This window comes from Priestia sp. 10L35 (genome assembly GCF_056395685.1).
In genome coordinates, this window is sequence record NZ_JBFTKA010000004.1 from 403,019 (window position 1) to 423,742 (window position 20,724).

A 20,724-nucleotide genomic window follows, 5' to 3' on the forward strand; every position below is an offset into this window, starting at 1 on the left:
AAACAGAAAAAATTTTTTTCTTCTTGCTCTGCAGCTTGCTTTTCCCTCTTATGTAATCTGCAATCAGCAGAAACTAGCGCCTCTGCTGATTGAAAATAAGAAGAGATAAAGCCTTTTCATTTTAGTTAGCTACAGGCTTGCAAAATTGCTCTACTACTTCTTTGGCTGGAATTGAGCTGATCGCACCTTTTCCAGTTGTCGTTAAGGCACCGCTTGCATTTGCAAAGCGCAAAATAGCATCGTGGTCAGAGTCAAGAATAGCCGTTAAGTTTTCTTGTGACACATCGCGGCTTAATAGCTGATAAAGGAACCCGCCAATAAACGCATCTCCTGCACCTGTTGTATCAACAACTGCTACTTTGTAACCGTTTGATTCATAGACAGCTTGTTTTGTATAAAGCGTTGCGCCTTCTGCACCTTTTGTGAACACAACTACTTGAACGTCACCTGTAAATAGAGACTGAATCGCTTGCTGTTCATCTTCAATGCCTGTGATAAACGCTAGCTCGTCGTCTGAAATTTTGACAATGTGCGCTTGTGGAATAAATTCTAAAATCGTTTGACGGCATAGCTCATGGTCTTTCCACAGTGGAAGACGTACATTTGGATCAAAGCTGATAACTCCGCCTTTTTCTTTCATGCTTTTAATCGCTTTCATATGAGCGTATTTCATAGGACTTTCAACTAGATCAACCGAACAGAAATGAAGAAGATCGTTGCTTGCAAACCAATCAGGGTTAATTTCGTCTTCAGTTAGTAATAAATCTGCTGAAGGATTACGATAGAAGCTGAAATCTCTTTCTCCGTCTTCACGCAGAGAAACAAAAGCTAAAGCTGTGTTTGCTTCTTCTGTACGATAGACCATATCAGTACCTACTCCTACTTCACGAAGCGTATCTACTAGAAAGTCTCCAAACGCATCTTCTCCAACTTTTGTAATAAGCGCTGACTCATTACCGTATGTAGCAACAACTGCCGCAACGTTTGCCGGCGCTCCGCCTGGCACACGCGTAAACGATTCCACTTCTTTTAATTGAAGACCTTTTTGAGCTGGAATCATATCAATTAATACTTCACCGATACTAAATAACTTACCCATTCTATTCACCTTACTTTTCTTTTTTGTCATATTGTCATACTATGTTCCAAAAAATCCTTAAATCAAATTATACGTCCCAACCATCTTTTTCGTAAAGAGAAATTTCCAATTTATTTTAAAAAAATCGTAAATGATAGTTTTTTTCTGACAATCCTTTATTGGCCAAATCCCTTCCACCCCTTGTCAAATCTGGAATTAAAATGACCTTCTTACATAAAGATAGAGGGATAAAAAAAGCAATGTCCAGTTTTAACTGTTTATCTACTCATTTTTCGTTCGACATTTCTTCTCTTATTTCCTGTTTATTCGCCTCGGATATGCAAATAATGATAAAAATTCGCGTTTTTACCCCTATTTAAGAAGGAATGGCTTAAAATGTGTCGAATAGACTTAGGTAGGTATATGACATTATGTATGTTACACTAAATACAAGGCAAGGAAGGGAGAATCAGTCATGAAAATCAATGTTTTTCTAGACGACTATCGCAAATGCCCTGACGGTCATGTTTTAGCCGAAACGATTGATGAATGTATTGATCTGCTAAGATCATTCGATGTTGAACATTTATCACTCGATCACGATTTACTGAGTAAGACACGGAATGGATTAATGCTCGTGCATTTTATGGTAAAGCATCATTTATATGCCGATCGAATTACGATTCACTCCGCTAATCATTCAGGCAGCAAAGCAATGTACAACTGCTTTAAGGACGCTCAAAAAGAGCATAAAATGCCAAACAACATTAAAATTCTAAGATGCCCTCTGCCTCTTCGATGATACCTGCACCCTCACACATTCATTTCAACAGAATCTGTCCGATTCAATTCTCACAGACATCCTGTTTCTATAAAATGAAGAACGATACTGCTTGTTCGATACGTATAGATGTGAATACGCTTTAAGCAGTTTATATTATATAGAAGAAACCGCTCTAAAATACCGTGATGATAGCTTTAAAAAGCAGACTACATGGTACAAAGAGCGGTTTTTTTGTTATTTAGACAGTTTAGCAGAATTCAAGTCAGCTGAGAGAGCAGCCGGCTGTTTTGCGTTTTCTTTCAGCTGCCTAGCGTTCACGAACCAGTAAATGCTTCCCACAAACAGACCTCCCCCTACGATGTTTCCGAGTGTAACGGGAATTAAATTATGAAATAGTCCAGCAGCCGAAATCGCATCAGGATGCGGAAGCAATAAAGCTAGACCAAGAAACGTCATATTTGCCACGCTGTGCTCGTATCCTGATGCAACAAATGCAAACAGCATCCAAAAAATGAGCATGATCTTTGCCGCATCGCTTTTAGTGCGCGCAGCCGTCCAAATTGCCAGGCAAACAAGCCAGTTGCAAAGAATGCCGCGAAAAAACAATTCACTGACCGGCAAATTCATTTTTTTAGCTGCCAGCGTCATAAGTAAATGGTTCGGTTCAATTCCTTTAAACAAACCGGTTCCGGTAATTAACAAACAAAGCCCAAACGCACCTATCGCATTTCCGATAAAACACCACGTCCAGTTTTTAAACGTATCTTTCCATGTCGTGACTCCCGATAGCGTACTGACTGTATAAACCATATGATTCCCCGTAAACAATTCAGCTCCTGCAAATACGACAAGCAGGAGAGCAACAGCAAAAGATAACCCCATCACAAGAGAAACGACCGGTAAAGAAGCAGAGGCCAAAGGTGCTCCTACCGATAGAGCTAATATAACGCCAAGTCCTACGTAAGCACCTGCTAGCACAGCTAACAGCAAATAACTCGGCAAATGATCATTCACAAGCTTCGTCTTTTTACGGGCTAACTCATTCATTGACTGCAGTGAATTCTTAAACAAAAGTGTTTCCTCCTTTTATTCATCTTAGACGCATACTTTTTCTTCTGTTTTTTCCAAAAACCAAGAAAGAGCAGAAGCTTGCTTCACCACTTCACCAATTACAATCATTGCGGGGTTGCTGACTTGCTGCTCCGCAGCCGTATCTACGATTGTGCCAAGCGTACCTGTAACCGTGCGCTGATAAACCGACGTGCCTTGTTCAATAAGAGCGACCGGCGTATCCGCGCTTTTTCCCGCGTCTAAAAGCTGACGGCAAATATACGGCAAGTTTTTAACGCCCATATAAATCGCAAGCGTATCAACTCCTTTTGCTAAATGCTCCCAGCGAATACTTTCCGGCTTGCCGCTTAAACAGTGTCCCGTCACAACGGCAAACGAACGGCTCAGCTCACGATGCGTCACAGGAATTCCAGCATAAGCAGGTGCCGCGATGCCCGCTGTAATACCCGGAACGACTTCAAACGGAATTCCGTTTTGAACGAGCACTTCTGCTTCTTCCCCGCCTCTTCCGAAAATAAACGGATCTCCGCCTTTTAACCGCACGACGGTGTTTCCTTTTCTTGCGTAGCATACAAGCAAATCATGAATATCATCTTGAGAAACGCAGTGATCACCAGGCTTTTTCCCACAGTAGACGAGTTCGGCTCCTTCTTTTGCATACTGAAGAAGAACAGGGTTCACTAGTCGGTCATATAAAATAACGTCTGCTTTTTCTAAACATTTTGCTGCTTTTATCGTTAGCAAATCTGGATCTCCTGGTCCGGCTCCTACAATGTACACTTTTCCTTGTCTCATCTTCTGCTTCGCTCCTTTGAGTATGTCCCCTTGAATTTTTGTGGCGCGTTGAAAATCAACGCGCCTCGTTACTTATTCTTCAATTAAGAGATACAGCAAATCTCCTTCAACAGACGCTTCGTACGTGTCTACACATCCGCTGTCTGGCTCTTGCACGTTACCGTCATGCAGGCAAATTTTCCAGTCGTGCATCGGACAGAACACCGAGTCGCCGCTCACGATTCCTTCACTTAGCACCCCGCCTTTATGCGGACAGCGATTTTCAATTGCCCGTATTTTTCCGCTTGATAGCTTAAACACCGCAATTTCTTTTCCGTTTACTTTCACTGTTTTTCCTAGGCTTACCGGAAAATCATGAATCGACCCTACGCATACTTTTGTAATGTTTTTATTCACCATCTTTATTTCCCCCCAGCATTATGATGTGACAACTGTTTCGAACAGCTCTTTTTTCGTCTTTTTGCTTTCGACGATTTCTTTCCAAGGATCACGGTACGTAGATAACGCTTCGTCCATACGCATATTCAGCTCTCTTCTCGTCTGGGCGTCATCAAGCACTGATTGAATGTGTGAAAGTCCCATGCGCTCAATCCATGCAGAGGTACGTTCTAAATAATTAGCCGTTTCTCGGTAATACTGCAAATAAGCTCCTGTAATGTCCATCAATTCTTCGTCTGTTTTTACTTTATACAATAAATCTCCGCCGCGAAGATGCGTACCTCCATTTCCGCCCACGTAAATTTCCCAGCCGCCGTCAATTCCAATAAAGCCAATATCTTTAATACCTGACTCAGCACAGCTTCTTGGACAAGCAGATACAGCCATTTTCACTTTATGAGGCGTCCATAGTCCTTCAAATTTTTTCTCAAGCGCAATTCCAACGCCCATTGAATCCTGCGTTCCAAAACGGCAAAACTGTTCGCCGACGCATGTTTTCACCGTTCGCAGCGACTTACCGTACGCGTAGCCAGAAGGCATATCTAACTCTTCCCATACGCTAGGCAAATCTTCTTTTTTAACACCAAACAAGTCAAGACGCTGACCACCCGTCACTTTTACGAGGGGAATTTCATATTTATCAACAACATCTGCAATTTTTCGTAAATCTTCTGCATTTGTGACGCCTCCGTACATGCGAGGAACAACAGAATACGTGCCGTCTTTTTGAATATTCGCGTGCATGCGTTCATTCACAAATCGTGATTCGCGTTCATCAACGTATCCGGTTGGATTCACCATACCTAAATAATAATTCAGCGCCGGACGGCATTTCGAACAGCCTTCTTCATTATTCCACCCAAGTACATTCATAACTTCACGCGTATGCGAAAGACCTTTTGCTTTAATTTCTTCGACAACTTCATCTCGTGACAAAGTCGTACAGCCGCAAATCGCTTCTTTTTGAGCTGCCGCGTCAAAGTCAGCGCCAAGAGTATGCTGAAGCACTTCCGCTACAAGCGGTTTACATCCTCCGCAAGAGCGAGAGGCACTTGTACAAGCTTTGATTTCATCAACCGATGAGCATCCTTGTTTTTGGATAGCTTCCACAATCGTACCTTTTGTTACGCCGTTACAGCCGCAAATAATATCATCGGCGCTCATGCTTGCTACTAAGCTTTCACCCGCGTTACCGCCAGATGGCTGTAAAATTGACACTTTTGCGACATCCGATACGTCTTCTTGCTTTTGTATCATTGAAAACAGTCGATTTCCGTCGCTGCTGTCTCCAAAAAGAACGGCTCCTACGATTTGATTGCCTCGCAAAACAAGCTTTTTATAAATGCCGTCTTGTTCATCGAACACTTTGATTGCTTTTTTCTCTTCATCTTCCGTGAAGTCGCCTGCCGAAAACACTTCAACACCTGATACTTTTAGCTGTGTGGATAAAACTGATCCTTCATAAGGCACTTTTTCTGCCCCGCAAATCGCTTTTGCTAATGCTTTTCCTTGTTCATACAGAGGTGCCACCAGTCCGTATACCATTCCTCTATGCTCTGCACATTCTCCAACCGCGTAGATGTTTGAAATATCCGTTTGCATATAGTTATTTACAACAATTCCTCGATTTACGTTAAGTCCCGCTTCTTTTGCAAGCTGAACGTTTGGCTTAATTCCAACGGCCATCACGACTAAATCAGCGTCTAAAAACGTCCCGTCTTTAAAAGATAACCCTTCAACTCGCTCATCGCCGACGATTTCCGCCGTTTGTTTTTCAAGCAAAAACTTCATGCCTTGTTTTTCTAATTCGTTTTGAAGCAATTTGCCCGCTGTTGGATCGAGCTGACGTTCCATTAAATACGGAGCTAAATGAATCACAGATACGTCCATCCCTAGATTTAACAGTCCGCGCGCTGCTTCTAATCCAAGCAGTCCGCCTCCAATAACCGCTGCTTTTTTATATTGCTGAGAAGCCTGCAGCATTTCATCCGTGTCTTTTATATCTCGAAAAGCCGTAACTCCTTTTTTATCAGAGCCTGGAATCGGAAGAATAAAAGGAAGAGACCCCGTTGCTAAAATCAACTCATCATACGATTCTACTCTGCCGCTGTTTGTCGCTACTTCTTTTTTTACTGAATCGATGCTAGTAACCGTTTCGCCCGTATATAATGTAATATTGTTTTCTTGATACCAGTTCCAATCGTTTAACGTAATGTCTTCAACATTCGTATCTCCTTGCAGCACTTTTGATAGTAAAATACGATTATAGTTCGGATGCGGCTCGCTTCCGAAAATCGTAATTTCAAACGCTTCGCTTGAAACCTTCAATACTTCTTCAATCGCTCGAACTCCAGCCATTCCATTTCCAATCAATACGAGTTTCTTTTTTTGCATCTTCCATTCCTCCCCTGGCGTCTATACCTGCTTGTTTCAAAGATATATTTTCTATGCATCTTTAAAGATACATTTAAGATATATGAATTTTCTGAATTGTTCAACCCATGTGTTAGATTATCTAACACAGTTATGGTATGTATGCGATTCCATTGCTTTAACAGCAAGCAAAAAAAATAAGTGGTCTAATTACGTTTTAATTTGGATCATCCTTTGCATTTTATTTTGTGATCTTTTTCACAACATTAATGTAGCAAGAATAAATAACCGGAGCTATGATAAAAATCACTCCTATTAAAAATGAGCGATAGTTTGATCGTCTTGTTCTAAAGACTTGGGTTAGTATCTTATCATCTATCTTTTCATCAATATATAAATTGATTATCGCCTGTATCGCAGACCAAGCAATTCTAAATGTTTATATGTCAAAAATAACAATCCCAAAAAATTCTTTATAAAGAATTTTTTAGACAAACTGTTCTTTATAGTATTTACTATTACTCCCATATTCTTTATAATGAAAGTATAGAACCTTTATAAAGAACAGAACGGAGAATTAAAATGCCACTCGTAAACATTAAAAAACTTTGGACTCCTTTAGAAATCTTTGGCTTTAAACTTTATAAGTGTAGAGATACAAAAAGCTACTACTATAAAACAAGGAAAAGTTATAATCTAATAAAATTATAAAAAACAAGCCCTATTCCTTTTCAAATAGGGCTTGTTTTTTTATTTTCCCGTAAACCAATTCACAACGTACTCTCCCCACACCTCATTTCCTTTTTTCGTTAAATTACCGCTGTCTTTATTTATATACTCTCCTAAATGAAAGGGCCAAATAAGCGAGTGATTCATATAATATACCCAGTTTGCTTCAGAGACTCCCCTGATCGCTTCTACCCCTTCTTCATAGGACTCGGTTTGTGAAATATATGGCTGTGACGGCTGAATCATAAGGGTTTTTTTCAAGTCTTTGAGCTGATGAATCAGCTTGTCTGTATTTTCAAGCGTCTCATCTAGCGTGAGGTGCTGATAGTCATTTTTAAGAGGTGCTTCAAACAAAATAATGTTTGGCTGAAGCTGATTAATTTGATCGGCAATATGTGAGGATAAAAGCTCATCCGTTGTTTGACTGCCGTATGAAAGTATTTTAACCGTAAATACATCACTTCCATATGTAGCTGCTAGCTCTTTTTTTAACTGCTGAGGCCACCCTGCTTCCTTTGCAGATGTGGCAACCACAAGAGTCAGAGGCTTTTTATTTGCAATAGATGACTGGATTTGCTTTGTGATAAAGTCCGGAAGATTTTTTGTATAAGCAGATACATCGGAAAACTGTTTTTCTTTATGTACAACAGCAGTTTTTACTTCACTTGCCTGTGCTTCCGTTTGCTCCTGCCAGTGCTGCGTCCCCGCATACATCACCGCCCCGCACAAAACAGCCGCCGCCACATTTACCCCAACCATCGCCTTCATTCAATCTCCCCTTTACAAGTTCTTCTTACAATCTCAGCAAATTGCTTTCATAAAGAAGAACTCAAAATTAGTAGCTCCTGCGAATATCCCCTCAAAGGACTCATCCGGATAGGTCTAGCAACTCTATCATCACCGCTCTTCCTTGATGGTAGAGTTGCTGCATCGATATAAAAATAATTATAGATTAGTAGAATTTGGAATGGGGGACCTTTCGTACGTAAAATCTCTACAAATACACGTATACTTCGCATATTTCCTAGCGAAACGTGAAGTTTCCGGGGAAATTACGTCACGTTTCTTAAAAAGAAAACATAATGTACGTTCATTCGCACATGTGATCTTCCCCTTGTACAGTAGAGATACCGGCGGAATACAGCAAAAACGCGTTTTTGAAAAAGGAATGCTGCATGCAAAAAAGCTCGTTTGATCAAATCGCTTCATCTTTTCATCCATTAATTGTGTCGATGATTAAAAAATTTCATATTTACAAAGACTACGACGAATATTATCAAATTGCATTGATTGGTCTATGGAGAGCGTATCAAAAATTTGATGAAAACAAAGGATCTTTTTCTGCTTATGCTTACACAACCGTTCGTGGTACGATCCTTTCTCATTTAAAAGGCACCATTTTATACGAAGAACGCGAAACACCGGCTGAACAGAACCTACTTTCACTAAACGAAGATCCCGCTCTTCCCGTTCCGCTAGAAAGTGAAATTATCAAGCAGCATATTGAACACTTAACGGGAAGAGAAAAAATCTATGTAATCGAACATCTTCTAAAAGGCTACTCGTATAAAGACATTGCTTACAAATACGGAGTATCCACGGGAGCCGTTAAAAACTGGGGAAAAGCAGCCCGCAAAAAGCTAAAGGCCTCACTTCTTAGGGAGTAAGAAAAGGAGGAAGCTTATGATGAGCTTCCTCCTTCCGTTCATATGGGTAGTCCAAACGATTGTTCATATGTAAGACAAGTTTGTTCAATAAATCGAACGCATTATGCCAAGACAACCGGACTTTCTAAACAGTAATTGCGAATAACAGCCGCTCTGGCCAGCTTTTTTTCTAAACTATAATAAGAAAGCTTCACTGGAATGAACGTTCCGTCTTTGAAGTGAATCAGCATAGAGGGTGAATGAACTGAAGCAAGCGTGTGTGAAGTATGAACATGAGAGGCAAAAATCCAGGCGCAGCCATAGTCATTTGGCGAAGATGTCGGAAACGCAATGATGGCTTGTGAACGATTAATAACAAGCGGCGTAAGCTGTTTGTACGGAAACATTTTTCGAACGGCGGCAATGGACCCCTTAAACGTACTTAATTCCCGAATGCACGCTTCTTCTAATAATTGCTTACACGTCTTGCTTAACATGTATTCTCCTGTTGTATCCAGCACCTTTGTGCAGTGTATAGGGTCGTTCACTGGAATCAATGCTTTTGTCGTCAAACCAATTTGATAGTTTTCATCATTTGTCATACATCTACCCCCTTTTGCTACTTTATAACTATTCTATACTATCAAAAAGGGGAAAATCTAGTCTTTTTTTCTCATTATTTGAAATATTTTGAATTTATTTTATATCCAAAGAAAAAGGCGCTGAAACCAGCGCTTTTCTTTTAAATAAAAATGTCTAAAATAAGAACCATTGCAAACGATAGAATCGTTTCCATCACTGTCCACGTTTTTAACGTACTTCCGAACGGAGTCTCCTTCTTCAAGCGTGTTAAGGACATAGATGAATTTCGGTTGACTGTTAGCCTAAAAGCTTTTGTTTTCTGTTTCTTTATATTAAAATCAAGCTTATAAATAATAAGATTTGATATAACAATTAATTTAGATATTAATAAACATTCAGTTTTGTCGATGTACTACCATTTAGTTTTGGTCACGAAGCTTTTATTTATTGACCACTGACGGTTCACATATTGATGTGGCAAAAGAATATATTGAAGATCAACTGATGAAAGTGAGGTGATTTGATATGGCTAAACAAAATAAAGCTTATAAGTTTCGTTTGTATCCAAATGATGAACAAGCTTTGCTTATACGGAAAACCTTTGGTTCTGTTCGTTTCGTCTACAACAAAATGTTAGCAGAACGAAACGAAACTTACCAAGATCTTAAAGAAGATAAAGAAGCATTAAAAAAAGTAAAGCACCCAACCCCTGCTAAATATAAAAAGGAGTTTAAATGGTTAAAAGAAGTAGACTCATTGGCATTGGCAAATGCACAACTGAACTTAGATAAGGCTTATAAAGCGTTCTTTAAGGGGAATGCTAGGTTTCCGAAATTCAAAAGCAAACGGCACAAACAAAGCTATACAACGAATGCTGTCAACGGAAATATTCAATTGCTGGATGGCCATATCAAATTACCTAAATTAAAAATGGTCAAAATTAAGCAACATCGAGTAATTCCTTCAGAGTACAAAATCAAATCTTGTACCATATCTATAACTGCATCAGGAAAATACTACATTTCTGTGTTGACTGAGTACGAAAAGGAGATTGAAAGAAAAGAGCTTAAAAAAGTTGTTGGATTAGATTTTGCGATGGATGGGTTATTTGTCGATAGCGAGGGTAGGAAAGCCAACTACCCTAAGTTTTATCGACAATCGCTTGATAAATTAGCAAAAGAACAACGTAAACTTTCTCGTAAAAAGAAAGGCTCTTCGAATTGGCATAAACAACGTATTCGAGTGGCTGAAATACAAGAAAAAGTGGCAAATCAGCGTAAGAACTTTCTCCACCATAAATCTAAAGAGTTGGTATCCTCCTTTGACGCTGTTATAATTGAGGATTTAGATATGAAAGGAATGTCACAAGCTCTAAAGTTTGGTAAAAGTGTTGCTGATAATGGATGGGGAATGTTCACGTCCTTTTTGCAGTACAAACTAAAAGAAAAAGGGAAACAGCTTGTTAAAATCAACAAGTGGTTTCCTTCTACTAAGACTTGTTCGAGTTGTGGGAGTATCCAACCAATGCCGATGCACATTCGAACATACACCTGTTCGTGTGGACTAAACCTCGATAGAGATTATAATTCAGCACTCAACATCAAAAAAGAAGGCATTCGCTTATTAACGACTGCCTAGTAAAAATATTAACTTTTGGAACAAGAGGGTTAGCTTGGTTTATTTCGTCAGCTACCAAGAGTGACGATTACCCAAGAAGCCCCCACTCCAAGCACCCCGTAAGGGTGGTAAGTGGTGGGTAGTTCACACGGTGAGCTTGAAGGCCGTACAAAAATCGTTGAAGAAAAATTAGCGAGCAAGCTTGTATTCAGCCAAACACCAATGCGTAATTTCATTAGGCGCTTAGAATATGAAGCCTTATCCATTCATACCGTCGTATTTTACAACCGCCCGTTTTTAATTGACGAACATGAAGACATTTATAAAGCTATTAAAGAACGTAATGCTGAAAAAGCGGAAGCGCTAATGCAAGAGCATCTTCAAAAAGATTTAGAGTTTTGCCTGCACTTGCTTCAGCGAAGACAATAAAAAAGCTGCCAATCGGCAGCTTTTTATACGTACATCTTTTCCTTTGTAGAAATATCAGCTAACTGTCCGCTGCTGTTTTTGAACACCACGTGTTTCTTTGAAAACTTCGTCGGCGAATCAATACCGGCTGCTGCGGCTAAATTAAACAATCCTTCACGTAATGACAGCACGTAGTTGCACACGCGGTATGACTTTTCTTCAATAATAAGCGCTTTTTGCAGCTTTGGATCCGTTGTGGCTACGCCCACTGGACAACGGTTATTGTGACAAACCTGCGCTTGAATACAGCCAACAGAAAACATAAAGCCTCTGGCAATATTAACGCAGTCAGCACCCAGCGATAACGCCGTCGCAATTTTATCAGCCGTTAACAGCTTGCCCGATGCAAAAAGTTTTACTTCATCACGAACGCCATACTTTTTAAGCAGTTCATCCACAAAAGGAAGTCCTGAAAACAGAGGTACGCCGGCTCCGTCTGCTAATTCTTGAAACGATGCGCCCGTTCCGCCTTCTGCTCCGTCGATCGTAATAAAGTCAGGACCGATTCCCGTCTCTTTCATATACGCCGCCATTTCTTCAAGATCATTTGTGTTTCCGACAACCATTTTAATGCCTACTGGCTTGCCGCCCACATCTCGAAGCTTTTCAATAAACTGGAACATTTCAGGATACGACGCGAACTCTTTAAAACGGTTTGGGCTGTCTACAGATTCTCCTGGCTTTAAGTTGCGGATTTCGGCGATTTCTTCGGTTACTTTTGAACCGTCTACGTGACCGCCTCGCGTTTTAGCTCCTTGCGCCAGCTTAATTTCAAACGCTTTGATTTGCTCCATTTCACTTTTCTTTTTAAATTCTTCCCATGAAAATTCGCCTTCTTTTGTACGAACGCCAAAAAGCCCGGGACCAATTTGAAAAATAATATCGACGTTTCCTTTTAAATGATACGGTGACAGTCCGCCTTCTCCCGTGTTCATCCACGTGCCGCCTGCCCGTCCTAATCCTAGTGATAAAGCCGTAATCGCGTGGTCACCAAGCGCTCCAAAGCTCATGCCGGATTGGCCGATTAATCCTTTTACAACAAACGGCTTTTTGCATGAAGGACCTATGACGACCGCATCTTCATCCCGCAAATAAAACGGATCCGCTTCCTTTTCTTCGCGGTGCTCTCTTCGGCTGAATAAGTTATCCGCGTCCATTTTATATACTTTCGTTTTAATTTTTTGCGTATTATCCGCTTTCATTTCGTCGCGCTGCTTTGGAAATACCGCGTTTCGAATATAATAGCCCGGTTCGCTAAAATCACGCTCTGAGCCAAAACCCATCATTCGGTTTAGATATTTACCCGACTTAACGGTTTGTTCATACTGATTTCTAGAAAACGGCTTGCCTTCGTTATTATTTAAAAATAAATACTGACGCAGTTCAGGCCCCATTTTCTCAAAAATATAGCGCATTTTTCCGAGCAGCGGATAATTTCTCAAAACTGAATGCTCTTCTTGTTTTTCATCTTTCATCCAAAGAATAATAGCAATAATAACCGGCACTAAAATAACAAGCATCACAATTACGCCAAAAACAAGTAAGATAAGTTCAAACACTCCCATGATATCCCTCCTAAAAAGACTCTCCTATACGGAGAGTCACTGATTAAAGCATTCTGCTTAGTCCTTTACGAAGTGGCGGCATTTCGAGCTCATGTTCTTTAAAGAATTTTTTCATGATGTGCTTCGAATAATTGGCTGCTTGTCCGAATGAAATTTTGCCTGGAAGCGGCGGTTCATCCGCAATAACAACATCAATCACAACAGGAACATTCGCAAGCGCTGCTTTTTCAAACGCTGTTTCGAGCTCCTCGTGTTTTTCAACGCGGTAGCCAATTCCTCCGCATGATTCAGCGAACTTCGCAAAGTTCATTTCACCAAGCTGCGTTTGGTAATCCAAGTGACCTTGAATTGCTTGTTCATATTTAATCATCCCGATTTCACTGTTATTAAGGACGACGACAACAATTGGCAGCTTGTACTTCACAGCCGTCACAAAATCTTGCATGACCATCGTAAAGCCTCCGTCACCGCACACGGCTACCGATTGTTTTTCAGGATGAGCAAGCTTCCCTGCAATCGCAGCCGGAAGTCCGCAGCCCATCGTTGCCAGCCAGCTTGAAATCACAAATTTTTGATTTGTCATGCGGAAATGTCTCGCCATCCATACCGTTACGTTCCCTACATCAACAGATACAATCGCATCATCGTCAACGATTTTTTGCAGCTTAGGAATGACTTGCTGCGGCTTGATTGGCGTACTCACTTCATTTTCTTCTTTTTCTACGTGCTTCCACCAGTTTTCCATATTAACTTGACACTCTTCTAAAAAACGGCGGTTTTCTTGATAATCTAAATTATGCGCAAGCTGCGACAGCGTCGTTTTCGAGTCTCCGACTAATCCGATAGATACAGGGTAACGTCTGCCGATTTGTGTGGCATCAGAATCCAGCTGTATTGCTTCGACTCCATCTGGTAAAAACTCACGATATGGAAACGAAGTTCCAATCATAATCAGCAAATCGGTTTCTTCCATCGCTTCATACGCCGGCTTTGTCCCAATCTGCCCGAGCTGACCTAGGTTGTAAGGATGATGATCTGGCAGTATTCCTTTACCGGGAAGCGTAAAGATAATAGGCGCCGCAATTTTTTCTGCGAACTGCGCTAACTCAAGTTTTGCGTGCTTTGCACCCGTTCCAGCTAAAATAACCGGTTTTTTTGCATATTTAATCGCTAGAAGCGCTTTAGCTACATCTTCTGGGTCGCTGTGAGAAATCGATTTTGATACATTGGCAATTGGCGTTTTTTCATCAATTTTAATCGTTGAAGACGGAATATCATCGGGAATGACTAATACGGCGACGCCTTTTTTCGCGTAAGCCGTTCGAATCGCTTGCTGCAGCAGATGCGGAAACGATTCAGGTGAATCTACGCGGTGATTAAACACCGACACATCGTCAAAAACACGTTCTAAGTTCACTTCTTGAAATGATTCATTGCCAAGCTTCGCGCGAGGCACCTGTCCGGCTAGCACTAGCACCGGTGCACCGTCTGCCTTGGCATCATACAAACCGTTTAACAAATGAATCGCACCCGGCCCCCCAATCGACAGACACACACCGATTTTGCCTGTAATTTTAGCATAAGAAGATGCCGCAAGTGCGCCTACTTCCTCGTGACGGACTTGAATAAATTCAATTTCATCTTTTTCACTGCGCAAGTTATCCATGAAATGATTGATGGAATCTCCTGGCATACCGAAAATGTGATCGATCTTCCATTCTTTTAATACCGACATAGCTGCTTTGCCAGCTGTAGTTTTTATCATATTCAGCCTTCCTTTCTTTAACGTTGTTTCTATTCCATACCACAATGAAAGAAAGACAAAACAAGGAACTTTCCCGTTTTTATGGAAAAGTCCCTTGTTTTCAGCTAAATAATTTAAATAAACTAAATTTTTTCATCGGCTCAGGGTCTAATTGATGCACCGGACGACCGTCGATAATCGCTTCTGCATTTTCAATAAAAAAATAAAGTTCTGAAGCACCGTACATGTCGGAAATATAATCATACGCTTTTGAAAGTGAATAGTCGTGGTAATTGCGGGCATGAACGCCAGAGGCAATCACGTGGGCTAAGCGGTATTTAATAAATGTACACGCCGCTTTTCTTTCTTTTTTTCCGTTTAAACCAAGAATACTAGCGGCGCTTAGCTGAACGAGTACGCCTTTTTTAACAAGCTCATACAAACGCTCAGGGTGATCTCGGAAAATCGGATGACATTCTGGTGAACGAAGAATAGGCACAATACCTTTTGTTAGAAGATCAGACAGTATCTTTTCAAAATAAGGTGAGACATCATATTCAGGCAGTGAAAGAAACAAATATTTATCGGTGTGATTAAGCGTAAGAAGCTGATTTCGCTCATAGTTTCGCAGAAGTTGAGGCGATAAAGGGACAAGCTGACCTGGTAATACTTGCAGAGGAATACATGAATTCGTGAGCCATTCATTAGCTGCGTTCACATAGAGAAATAAATGGTGTTTCATAAACTCTTGATCGCTATCATAAAGCGGCGTTGCCACCACGGACTGAACGCCTTGATCCGCTAAGGAGCGTGCCATCTTTAAAAAGCCGTCTACTTCCTCAGGTCCGCTATCGATATTAGGCAATATGTACGTATGAATATCAATCACTTTATTTCCCTCCCTGCGTTTTGTATAGCTCTATTCTACGACGATTTCTAGTGTGAAACTATGTATTCTTCTCGACATTTACCACCACGAACCCCGGAAAACCGCGTACTTTTCTGTCATCTACTTAACTAACAATATTTTACTATTACTCTTTGTGAAAACGCAAACAAAATTTGTAAAATAACTCCAAATAATGATGATAAAAGAAGGAATTTAAGTAGGTCTTTGTATGCGAATACCCTGATTAAACAGAAGTTAATCAGGGTACAAAGGGAAAGTTTAAAAGATTCCTAGGAATTTTGTTTTTTTGATGCGTTCAGGCTCTTGTTTATAAACAGCCTTCCCGCTCGCAATAGCCTCTGCATTTTCCATGAAATGATAAAGCTTGCTGTTGCCGTATTTTTTGGAAACGGCTGAATAAGCTTTTTGCAGGCCGTACTGCTGGTAATTTTCACGATTCGCGCCAGATGCAATAACGTGTGCTAATCCGTGATCAATGAACTGATAAGCTGCTTTTTTAGCTTTACCGCCATGGCCGCCCAGCACACTTTGTGCAGACAGCTGAACGACTGCTCCATTTTTTACGAGCTTGTACAGATGCGCGGGATTCTCTACAAATAATGAATGACGTTCAGGCTCATTTAAAACAGGCACGATTCCTTTTAACTGAAGCTCGTATGCAATACTTTCTAACACTTCAATTTCCACATCTTGCGGAATCTCTAGAAACATATATTTTTCATTTTCATTTATTGTCATCATATAATACTCTTCGTTTGATACAATCATCTGGGTAGAGGCAACTATTTTATGGCCTGGTAAAACTCTTAACGAAATAGAAGATTTTCTTAACCATTCATTCGCAAGATCGACACCTTCTCTACAGCTGGAATCTTTTCCGTCATAAAGAGGCGCTGCTACGACTTCTGTTACGCCTTGTTTCACTAATACATTTGCCATTTCTAAAAACTCTTCTACACTTTTGGGACCGCTGTTCACATTTGGCAAGATATTGGTATATATATCTATCATTCTTTTTCTCCTCTTTCTATGCCTCAGATCATGGATAGTATTCCATGAATTATATTATATCATAGACCCCTACCGACTTTTCTATATAAAGGAAAATTGCTTCTTATGTATAAATTTTATGTCTTACAAGCTCCCATTTTGTCTTGAAATGCATTTTATAAGTATTTTTCTTTTTAAAACAACAAGCCTAACCGAATGGTTAGGCTTGTTGTTTACTGGCTAGATTTAGAATTTGTAAAATAGTGGGCTAAATACTGTGCCCACAGCTGTTCTCCCTTGTCATTAGGCTGACCAGGCGCTTGTGTTAAATAAGCTGAAATCTTTTCTGAGTGATAGTCCGGCCATCCTTTCCAATGATTGATATATTCATAGCCACTTTCTTTTGCAAAGTCTTCTAACGCCTTAGCATCAGATGGGTAATTATTTGCTTTATAAACGGGAGCTGACGGCTGAAGAATCGTAACCAGCTGTTCATTTTGACGTTTCAAATACGTCAAGATAATATCTACATTATCTAACGTATTCTCAATACCTACTACGCCGTTATCATTTAAAAGAAACGGTTCAAACAGCAAAACATCTGGACTTGCTTTGGCAATTTCTTTATATGTATCGCTTTTGATGAATTGTAAGGTTGTCATATCCTTATATTCACGGACTTCAACCTGGATTAAGGGAGAACCATATGTATCTTCAATTTTTTTCCTCAACAGCTCGGCCCAAGTAGCTTTTACTTCTTCTTGCGGTGCTGATCCAACAATAACTAGCTTCAACGGCGTTTTGGTTTGCTTAGCTTTTTGAATTTTAGTTTTAATAGATTCCGGAAGATTTTGAGCGTGTTCTTTCCAAGTAGTTTCTGAATTACTTGCATCACTAGAAGCCTCTACTTTTGTTGGTCTGGAAACAGATTGTTCTGACACTTTGTTGTTCCAATACACTTTTCCTAATGAAATTGCGGCAATAAAAACGATGACTGCTAGAATATTAATCCAAATTTTCATAATTTGTCTCCCTTACTATATCTTTCTTTTTTGCTCTTATTATAATATAATTTGTAAGTAAGTGCAGAAAAATGATTAAATTTGTCATTTTTTCAGTAATTTTGATGCAGAATTTTTTTCAAGATAAGAATAATGACTTACATAGGTACTTCATTTATTTTATCAATATATTAAGCAAAGGAAGAGACAATGAATATGGAAGAATCTCAAACTCGCAAACGTAAAAGGAGAAAGCCGAAGAAAAAACGCGCATTCAAAATCATTATGGGTATTATTGTATTATTAATCCTTGGTGTAGGTGCTTATGCCTACAGTGTTTGGCATTCTGTTGAAAAAACGTTCACGCAGACTCATGAGCCTTTAAAACGTGATGTATCGGAGAAAAGATCTGAGAAGGTTTCATTCAGTGACAAAGACCCTATTTCAATATTACTCTTAGGAGTGGATCAGCGTGCAGGAGACCGCGGGCGTTCTGACTCATTAATTCTAATGACGGTGAACCCAAAAGATCAATCGATGAAAATGGTCAGCATCCCTCGTGATACACGCACAGAGATTGTTGGAAAAGGAACGACTGATAAAATCAATCACGCCTATGCATTCGGCGGTGTCGATATGGCTGTAAATACGGTTGAAAAATTCTTAGATGTACCGGTTGATTATTATGTACAAGTGAATATGGAAAGCTTTAAAGACATTGTGGACGCAGTTGGAGGCGTGACAGTGAACAATGACTTAGACTTTAATTATGACGGGTACAGCTTCAAAAAAGGAAAGCTTACGCTGGACGGGAAGGAAGCTCTTGCTTACTCTCGTATGCGTAAAGAAGATCCTCGCGGAGATTTTGGACGTCAACTGCGCCAGCGTCAAATTATTGAAGGTGTTATTGAAGAAGGAGCAAGCGTTCAATCACTGGCAAACTACGGTAATATCTTAGATGCAATTGGAACAAATGTTAGAACAAATCTTACATTCGACGATATGAAACAAATTCAATCAAACTATAAGGATGCTCGTCATAACGTAGAGCAGCTGCAAGTAGACGGTCAAGGTGAGAAAATTAATGGCATTTACTACTACGCAGTTTCAGATGCAACGCGTCAAGAGCTATCTACTAAGTTAAAAGATCATTTAAATGTAAAATAAAAGTAAAGCCGTCTTTCTTAAGAAAGACGGCTTTACTTTTATTTCATTTGTTTACCTTCTGCTTTCTCTCGTTCTACAAAAGATATAATCTTGATTTTGTTCGTTTTTACATTTATATATACCTTAATATAATAATTCCTGGATTGATAGAAATACAGACCTTCTTTGTCATTAATAAACAACGGTTTCTTCTTTAGTAATGATAAGATATCTTCTGTATCTTCATCTACATTTCTTAACGATACTTCGGTGATCATATTATTTAGTGCCACATATTGAACAGATCCATAATTTAGTAAAGTTCCATCGTTTGATTCATACTGATTTGTTAAAGGCAAAGCTTGATTTTCCATTAAGTTCTTCTGAGTTTCACTTAACGGACTTAGCAGCTTACTTATACTGATATTATATTTTGACCGTACAAGCGAGTTCAGCGAATCAATATTTTTATTTGTTAGCGTTGACTGCTGTTCAGTATACGGTGTTAAAAGAGCTGAACTAACCCAGCCTTCCTTCCCTTGTTCCGCATTCAATTTTACCCATTTTATATCTTCAGCAGGATCTTTTTTCTCTTCAAGAACTTTATATATTTCTCCAAACGATAGAACTGCTTTCTGGCTGCTCTCTAAATCTGGCTCTTCCCTGACAAAAGCAGTTTTTGTATTAATGACTACTTTCTCAGCTTGTTGTTTCTTTTGAGCAGTACTGCTAGCAGAAGACTGTTTTTTACTCTCTGTTTGTTTCGCTGCATGGCTGGCACTTTGTGCCGCATAGACAGCATATCCCGCACTTCCTAATAAAATAACGGCTGCTGCTGGCAACAATACTTTTTTAGTAAAACTTTTCTTTCTAGAAGAACTCTTCCGCTTAGTTCCTATTCTTTTTGAACGCGATAGACTCTGTGATTCAGCAGATTGTTCTTTTGAATGTTCACCTGTATCTTTTGAAACCGAGGTGCCGTTATTCAATAATCCATGTGAAAATTCATTAAGCTGTTTTTCACGGAACTGTTCACGCTCTTCTTTAGACATCTTATTATATTCTTTTAAAAAATGACCGTATTGGTCCGCTACTTCGTTAATGTCCCCATACTCTTTGACATGTCCATAATGGATCCAAAGAGCCTTTGTACAAAAACTTTTCACTTGAGACAATGAATGACTGATAAAGAAAATGGTTTTGCCGTTTTCCTTAAATTCATTCATTTTTTCTAAGCATTTATTTGTAAATGTTTGATCTCCAACAGACAGCGCTTCGTCAATAACAAGAATATCCGGATCAATATTAACAGATATTGCAAAGCCTAAGCGGGATTTCATACCGCTTGAATAGGTTTTTACAGGCTGATTAATAAATTTTCCAATATCAGCAAATTCGATAACTTTTGGCGTAATCTCTTGAATTTGCTTTTTGGTCAACCCCATCATTAACCCTTTAAGTTCAATGTTTTCTAGGCCTGTTAACTTGTTGTTTAACCCTGCTCCGATAGCAATTAGCGATGCACTGCCTTTAATATCAACCGTACCCTCATTTGGCATTGTAACGCCTGCAATTAAATTAGATAAGGTACTTTTTCCCGATCCGTTTAATCCTATAACACCTACGATTTCCCCTTCATCTACGGTAAAGGAGATATTATTTAGCGCATAGTGATACTCTCCTTTACCGCGATTCCAGAACAAATCTTTTACTTTCTCTATTTGCTTATTATACATTTTGTATTTTTTTGTTACTTGCTGAAACTTGACTTTATAACTCATATACCT

At 39.7% G+C, this 20,724-nt stretch carries 18 protein-coding genes and 1 pseudogene; 6 read left to right on the top strand and 13 right to left on the bottom strand.

What is annotated here, in order from left to right:
• Positions 1-121 precede the first annotated feature (121 nt).
• Positions 122-1,099 (bottom strand): carbohydrate kinase family protein, encoded by a 978-nt coding sequence (locus tag AC1DEF_RS17655; RefSeq protein ID WP_340443180.1) that lies wholly within the window; start codon positions 1,097-1,099, stop codon positions 122-124.
• Between the two features lie 454 nt (positions 1,100-1,553).
• Between AC1DEF_RS17655 and AC1DEF_RS17660 the strand changes: the two genes are divergently transcribed.
• On the top strand, positions 1,554-1,880 hold the full coding sequence (locus tag AC1DEF_RS17660) for a cyclic-phosphate processing receiver domain-containing protein (RefSeq protein ID WP_025749520.1): 327 nt from the start codon (positions 1,554-1,556) through the stop codon (positions 1,878-1,880).
• Between the two features lie 216 nt (positions 1,881-2,096).
• On the opposite strand, the gene AC1DEF_RS17665 is transcribed toward AC1DEF_RS17660, so the two are convergent.
• From AC1DEF_RS17665 to AC1DEF_RS17685, 5 genes are all read right to left on the bottom strand, one after another.
• Entirely contained in the window at positions 2,097-2,933 is an 837-nt protein-coding gene (locus tag AC1DEF_RS17665; protein WP_097824076.1) for a formate/nitrite transporter family protein, read from the bottom strand.
• A 24-nt stretch (positions 2,934-2,957) separates the two neighbouring features.
• A complete protein-coding gene (gene cobA, locus AC1DEF_RS17670) occupies positions 2,958-3,728 on the bottom strand; it encodes a uroporphyrinogen-III C-methyltransferase (RefSeq protein ID WP_097824077.1) in 771 nt (256 codons plus the stop codon).
• Between the two features lie 72 nt (positions 3,729-3,800).
• On the bottom strand, positions 3,801-4,127 hold the full coding sequence (nirD, locus tag AC1DEF_RS17675) for a nitrite reductase small subunit NirD (protein WP_013055862.1): 327 nt from the start codon (positions 4,125-4,127) through the stop codon (positions 3,801-3,803).
• Positions 4,128-4,145: 18 nt separating this feature from the next.
• The gene (nirB, locus tag AC1DEF_RS17680; protein WP_477727470.1) at positions 4,146-6,560 is read right to left on the bottom strand and encodes a nitrite reductase large subunit NirB; all 2,415 of its coding nucleotides are present in this window, start codon (positions 6,558-6,560) and stop codon (positions 4,146-4,148) included.
• A gap of 729 nt (positions 6,561-7,289) precedes the next feature.
• The gene (locus tag AC1DEF_RS17685; RefSeq protein WP_318331079.1) at positions 7,290-8,036 is read right to left on the bottom strand and encodes an SGNH/GDSL hydrolase family protein; all 747 of its coding nucleotides are present in this window, start codon (positions 8,034-8,036) and stop codon (positions 7,290-7,292) included.
• A gap of 407 nt (positions 8,037-8,443) precedes the next feature.
• Here AC1DEF_RS17685 and AC1DEF_RS17690 point away from each other — a divergent pair, with 407 nt between their 5' ends.
• Positions 8,444-8,935, top strand: a complete 492-nt coding sequence (locus tag AC1DEF_RS17690) for a sigma-70 family RNA polymerase sigma factor (protein ID WP_318331078.1) — start codon at positions 8,444-8,446, stop codon at positions 8,933-8,935.
• A 101-nt stretch (positions 8,936-9,036) separates the two neighbouring features.
• Here the strand turns inward: AC1DEF_RS17690 and AC1DEF_RS17695 are convergent, their stop codons facing one another.
• Positions 9,037-9,516: a competence protein ComK gene (locus AC1DEF_RS17695; protein WP_318331077.1), complete on the bottom strand. Its 480-nt coding sequence runs from the start codon at positions 9,514-9,516 to the stop codon at positions 9,037-9,039.
• A 403-nt stretch (positions 9,517-9,919) separates the two neighbouring features.
• Here AC1DEF_RS17695 and AC1DEF_RS17700 point away from each other — a divergent pair.
• The 3 genes and pseudogenes from AC1DEF_RS17700 to AC1DEF_RS17710 form a co-directional block, all read left to right on the top strand.
• Positions 9,920-10,015 (top strand): annotated as a pseudogene (locus AC1DEF_RS17700) (transposase); the annotation flags it as partial.
• Between the two features lie 6 nt (positions 10,016-10,021).
• Entirely contained in the window at positions 10,022-11,134 is a 1,113-nt protein-coding gene (locus AC1DEF_RS17705; protein ID WP_097824082.1) for an RNA-guided endonuclease TnpB family protein, read from the top strand.
• 114 nt (positions 11,135-11,248) lie between these two features.
• Positions 11,249-11,542 carry an FCD domain-containing protein gene (locus tag AC1DEF_RS17710; protein WP_318331076.1) on the top strand — a complete coding sequence of 98 codons (294 nt, stop codon included), beginning with the start codon at positions 11,249-11,251 and terminating at the stop codon, positions 11,540-11,542.
• Between the two features lie 23 nt (positions 11,543-11,565).
• On the opposite strand, the gene AC1DEF_RS17715 is transcribed toward AC1DEF_RS17710, so the two are convergent.
• From AC1DEF_RS17715 to AC1DEF_RS17735, 5 genes are all read right to left on the bottom strand, one after another.
• Positions 11,566-13,146 (bottom strand): FMN-binding glutamate synthase family protein, encoded by a 1,581-nt coding sequence (locus tag AC1DEF_RS17715; protein ID WP_318331075.1) that lies wholly within the window; start codon positions 13,144-13,146, stop codon positions 11,566-11,568.
• A gap of 43 nt (positions 13,147-13,189) precedes the next feature.
• Entirely contained in the window at positions 13,190-14,911 is a 1,722-nt protein-coding gene (locus AC1DEF_RS17720) for a pyruvate oxidase (RefSeq protein WP_277448287.1), read from the bottom strand.
• Positions 14,912-15,011: 100 nt separating this feature from the next.
• The gene (locus tag AC1DEF_RS17725) at positions 15,012-15,779 is read right to left on the bottom strand and encodes a tyrosine-protein phosphatase (RefSeq protein WP_477727471.1); all 768 of its coding nucleotides are present in this window, start codon (positions 15,777-15,779) and stop codon (positions 15,012-15,014) included.
• A 279-nt stretch (positions 15,780-16,058) separates the two neighbouring features.
• On the bottom strand, positions 16,059-16,811 hold the full coding sequence (locus AC1DEF_RS17730) for a CpsB/CapC family capsule biosynthesis tyrosine phosphatase (protein WP_477727472.1): 753 nt from the start codon (positions 16,809-16,811) through the stop codon (positions 16,059-16,061).
• A 212-nt stretch (positions 16,812-17,023) separates the two neighbouring features.
• Positions 17,024-17,812: an SGNH/GDSL hydrolase family protein gene (locus tag AC1DEF_RS17735; RefSeq protein ID WP_477727473.1), complete on the bottom strand. Its 789-nt coding sequence runs from the start codon at positions 17,810-17,812 to the stop codon at positions 17,024-17,026.
• 195 nt (positions 17,813-18,007) lie between these two features.
• Here AC1DEF_RS17735 and tagU point away from each other — a divergent pair, with 195 nt between their 5' ends.
• Positions 18,008-18,958, top strand: coding sequence for a polyisoprenyl-teichoic acid--peptidoglycan teichoic acid transferase TagU (gene tagU, locus AC1DEF_RS17740; protein ID WP_057239628.1), 951 nt, complete (start codon positions 18,008-18,010; stop codon positions 18,956-18,958).
• A 38-nt stretch (positions 18,959-18,996) separates the two neighbouring features.
• Here tagU and tagH read toward each other — a convergent pair whose 3' ends face one another.
• A complete protein-coding gene (tagH, locus tag AC1DEF_RS17745; protein ID WP_477727474.1) occupies positions 18,997-20,718 on the bottom strand; it encodes a teichoic acids export ABC transporter ATP-binding subunit TagH in 1,722 nt (573 codons plus the stop codon).
• Positions 20,719-20,724 lie beyond the last annotated feature (6 nt).

Excerpts from the sequence above, each read along its gene's own strand:
- AC1DEF_RS17655 (WP_340443180.1), bottom strand. The coding sequence starts at position 1,099 with ATGGGTAAGTTATTTAGTATCGGTGAAGTATTAATTGATATGATTCCA.
- AC1DEF_RS17685 (WP_318331079.1), bottom strand. The coding sequence starts at position 8,036 with ATGAAGGCGATGGTTGGGGTAAATGTGGCGGCGGCTGTTTTGTGCGGG.
- nirB (WP_477727470.1), bottom strand. The coding sequence starts at position 6,560 with ATGCAAAAAAAGAAACTCGTATTGATTGGAAATGGAATGGCTGGAGTT.
- cobA (WP_097824077.1), bottom strand. The coding sequence starts at position 3,728 with ATGAGACAAGGAAAAGTGTACATTGTAGGAGCCGGACCAGGAGATCCA.
- AC1DEF_RS17705 (WP_097824082.1), top strand. The coding sequence starts at position 10,022 with ATGGCTAAACAAAATAAAGCTTATAAGTTTCGTTTGTATCCAAATGAT.
- AC1DEF_RS17660 (WP_025749520.1), top strand. The coding sequence starts at position 1,554 with ATGAAAATCAATGTTTTTCTAGACGACTATCGCAAATGCCCTGACGGT.
- AC1DEF_RS17690 (WP_318331078.1), top strand. The coding sequence starts at position 8,444 with ATGCAAAAAAGCTCGTTTGATCAAATCGCTTCATCTTTTCATCCATTA.
- AC1DEF_RS17715 (WP_318331075.1), bottom strand. The coding sequence starts at position 13,146 with ATGGGAGTGTTTGAACTTATCTTACTTGTTTTTGGCGTAATTGTGATG.
- tagH (WP_477727474.1), bottom strand. The coding sequence starts at position 20,718 with ATGAGTTATAAAGTCAAGTTTCAGCAAGTAACAAAAAAATACAAAATG.
- AC1DEF_RS17695 (WP_318331077.1), bottom strand. The coding sequence starts at position 9,516 with ATGACAAATGATGAAAACTATCAAATTGGTTTGACGACAAAAGCATTG.
- nirD (WP_013055862.1), bottom strand. The coding sequence starts at position 4,127 with ATGGTGAATAAAAACATTACAAAAGTATGCGTAGGGTCGATTCATGAT.
- AC1DEF_RS17730 (WP_477727472.1), bottom strand. The coding sequence starts at position 16,811 with ATGATAGATATATATACCAATATCTTGCCAAATGTGAACAGCGGTCCC.
- AC1DEF_RS17735 (WP_477727473.1), bottom strand. The coding sequence starts at position 17,812 with ATGAAAATTTGGATTAATATTCTAGCAGTCATCGTTTTTATTGCCGCA.
- AC1DEF_RS17720 (WP_277448287.1), bottom strand. The coding sequence starts at position 14,911 with ATGATAAAAACTACAGCTGGCAAAGCAGCTATGTCGGTATTAAAAGAA.
- tagU (WP_057239628.1), top strand. The coding sequence starts at position 18,008 with ATGGAAGAATCTCAAACTCGCAAACGTAAAAGGAGAAAGCCGAAGAAA.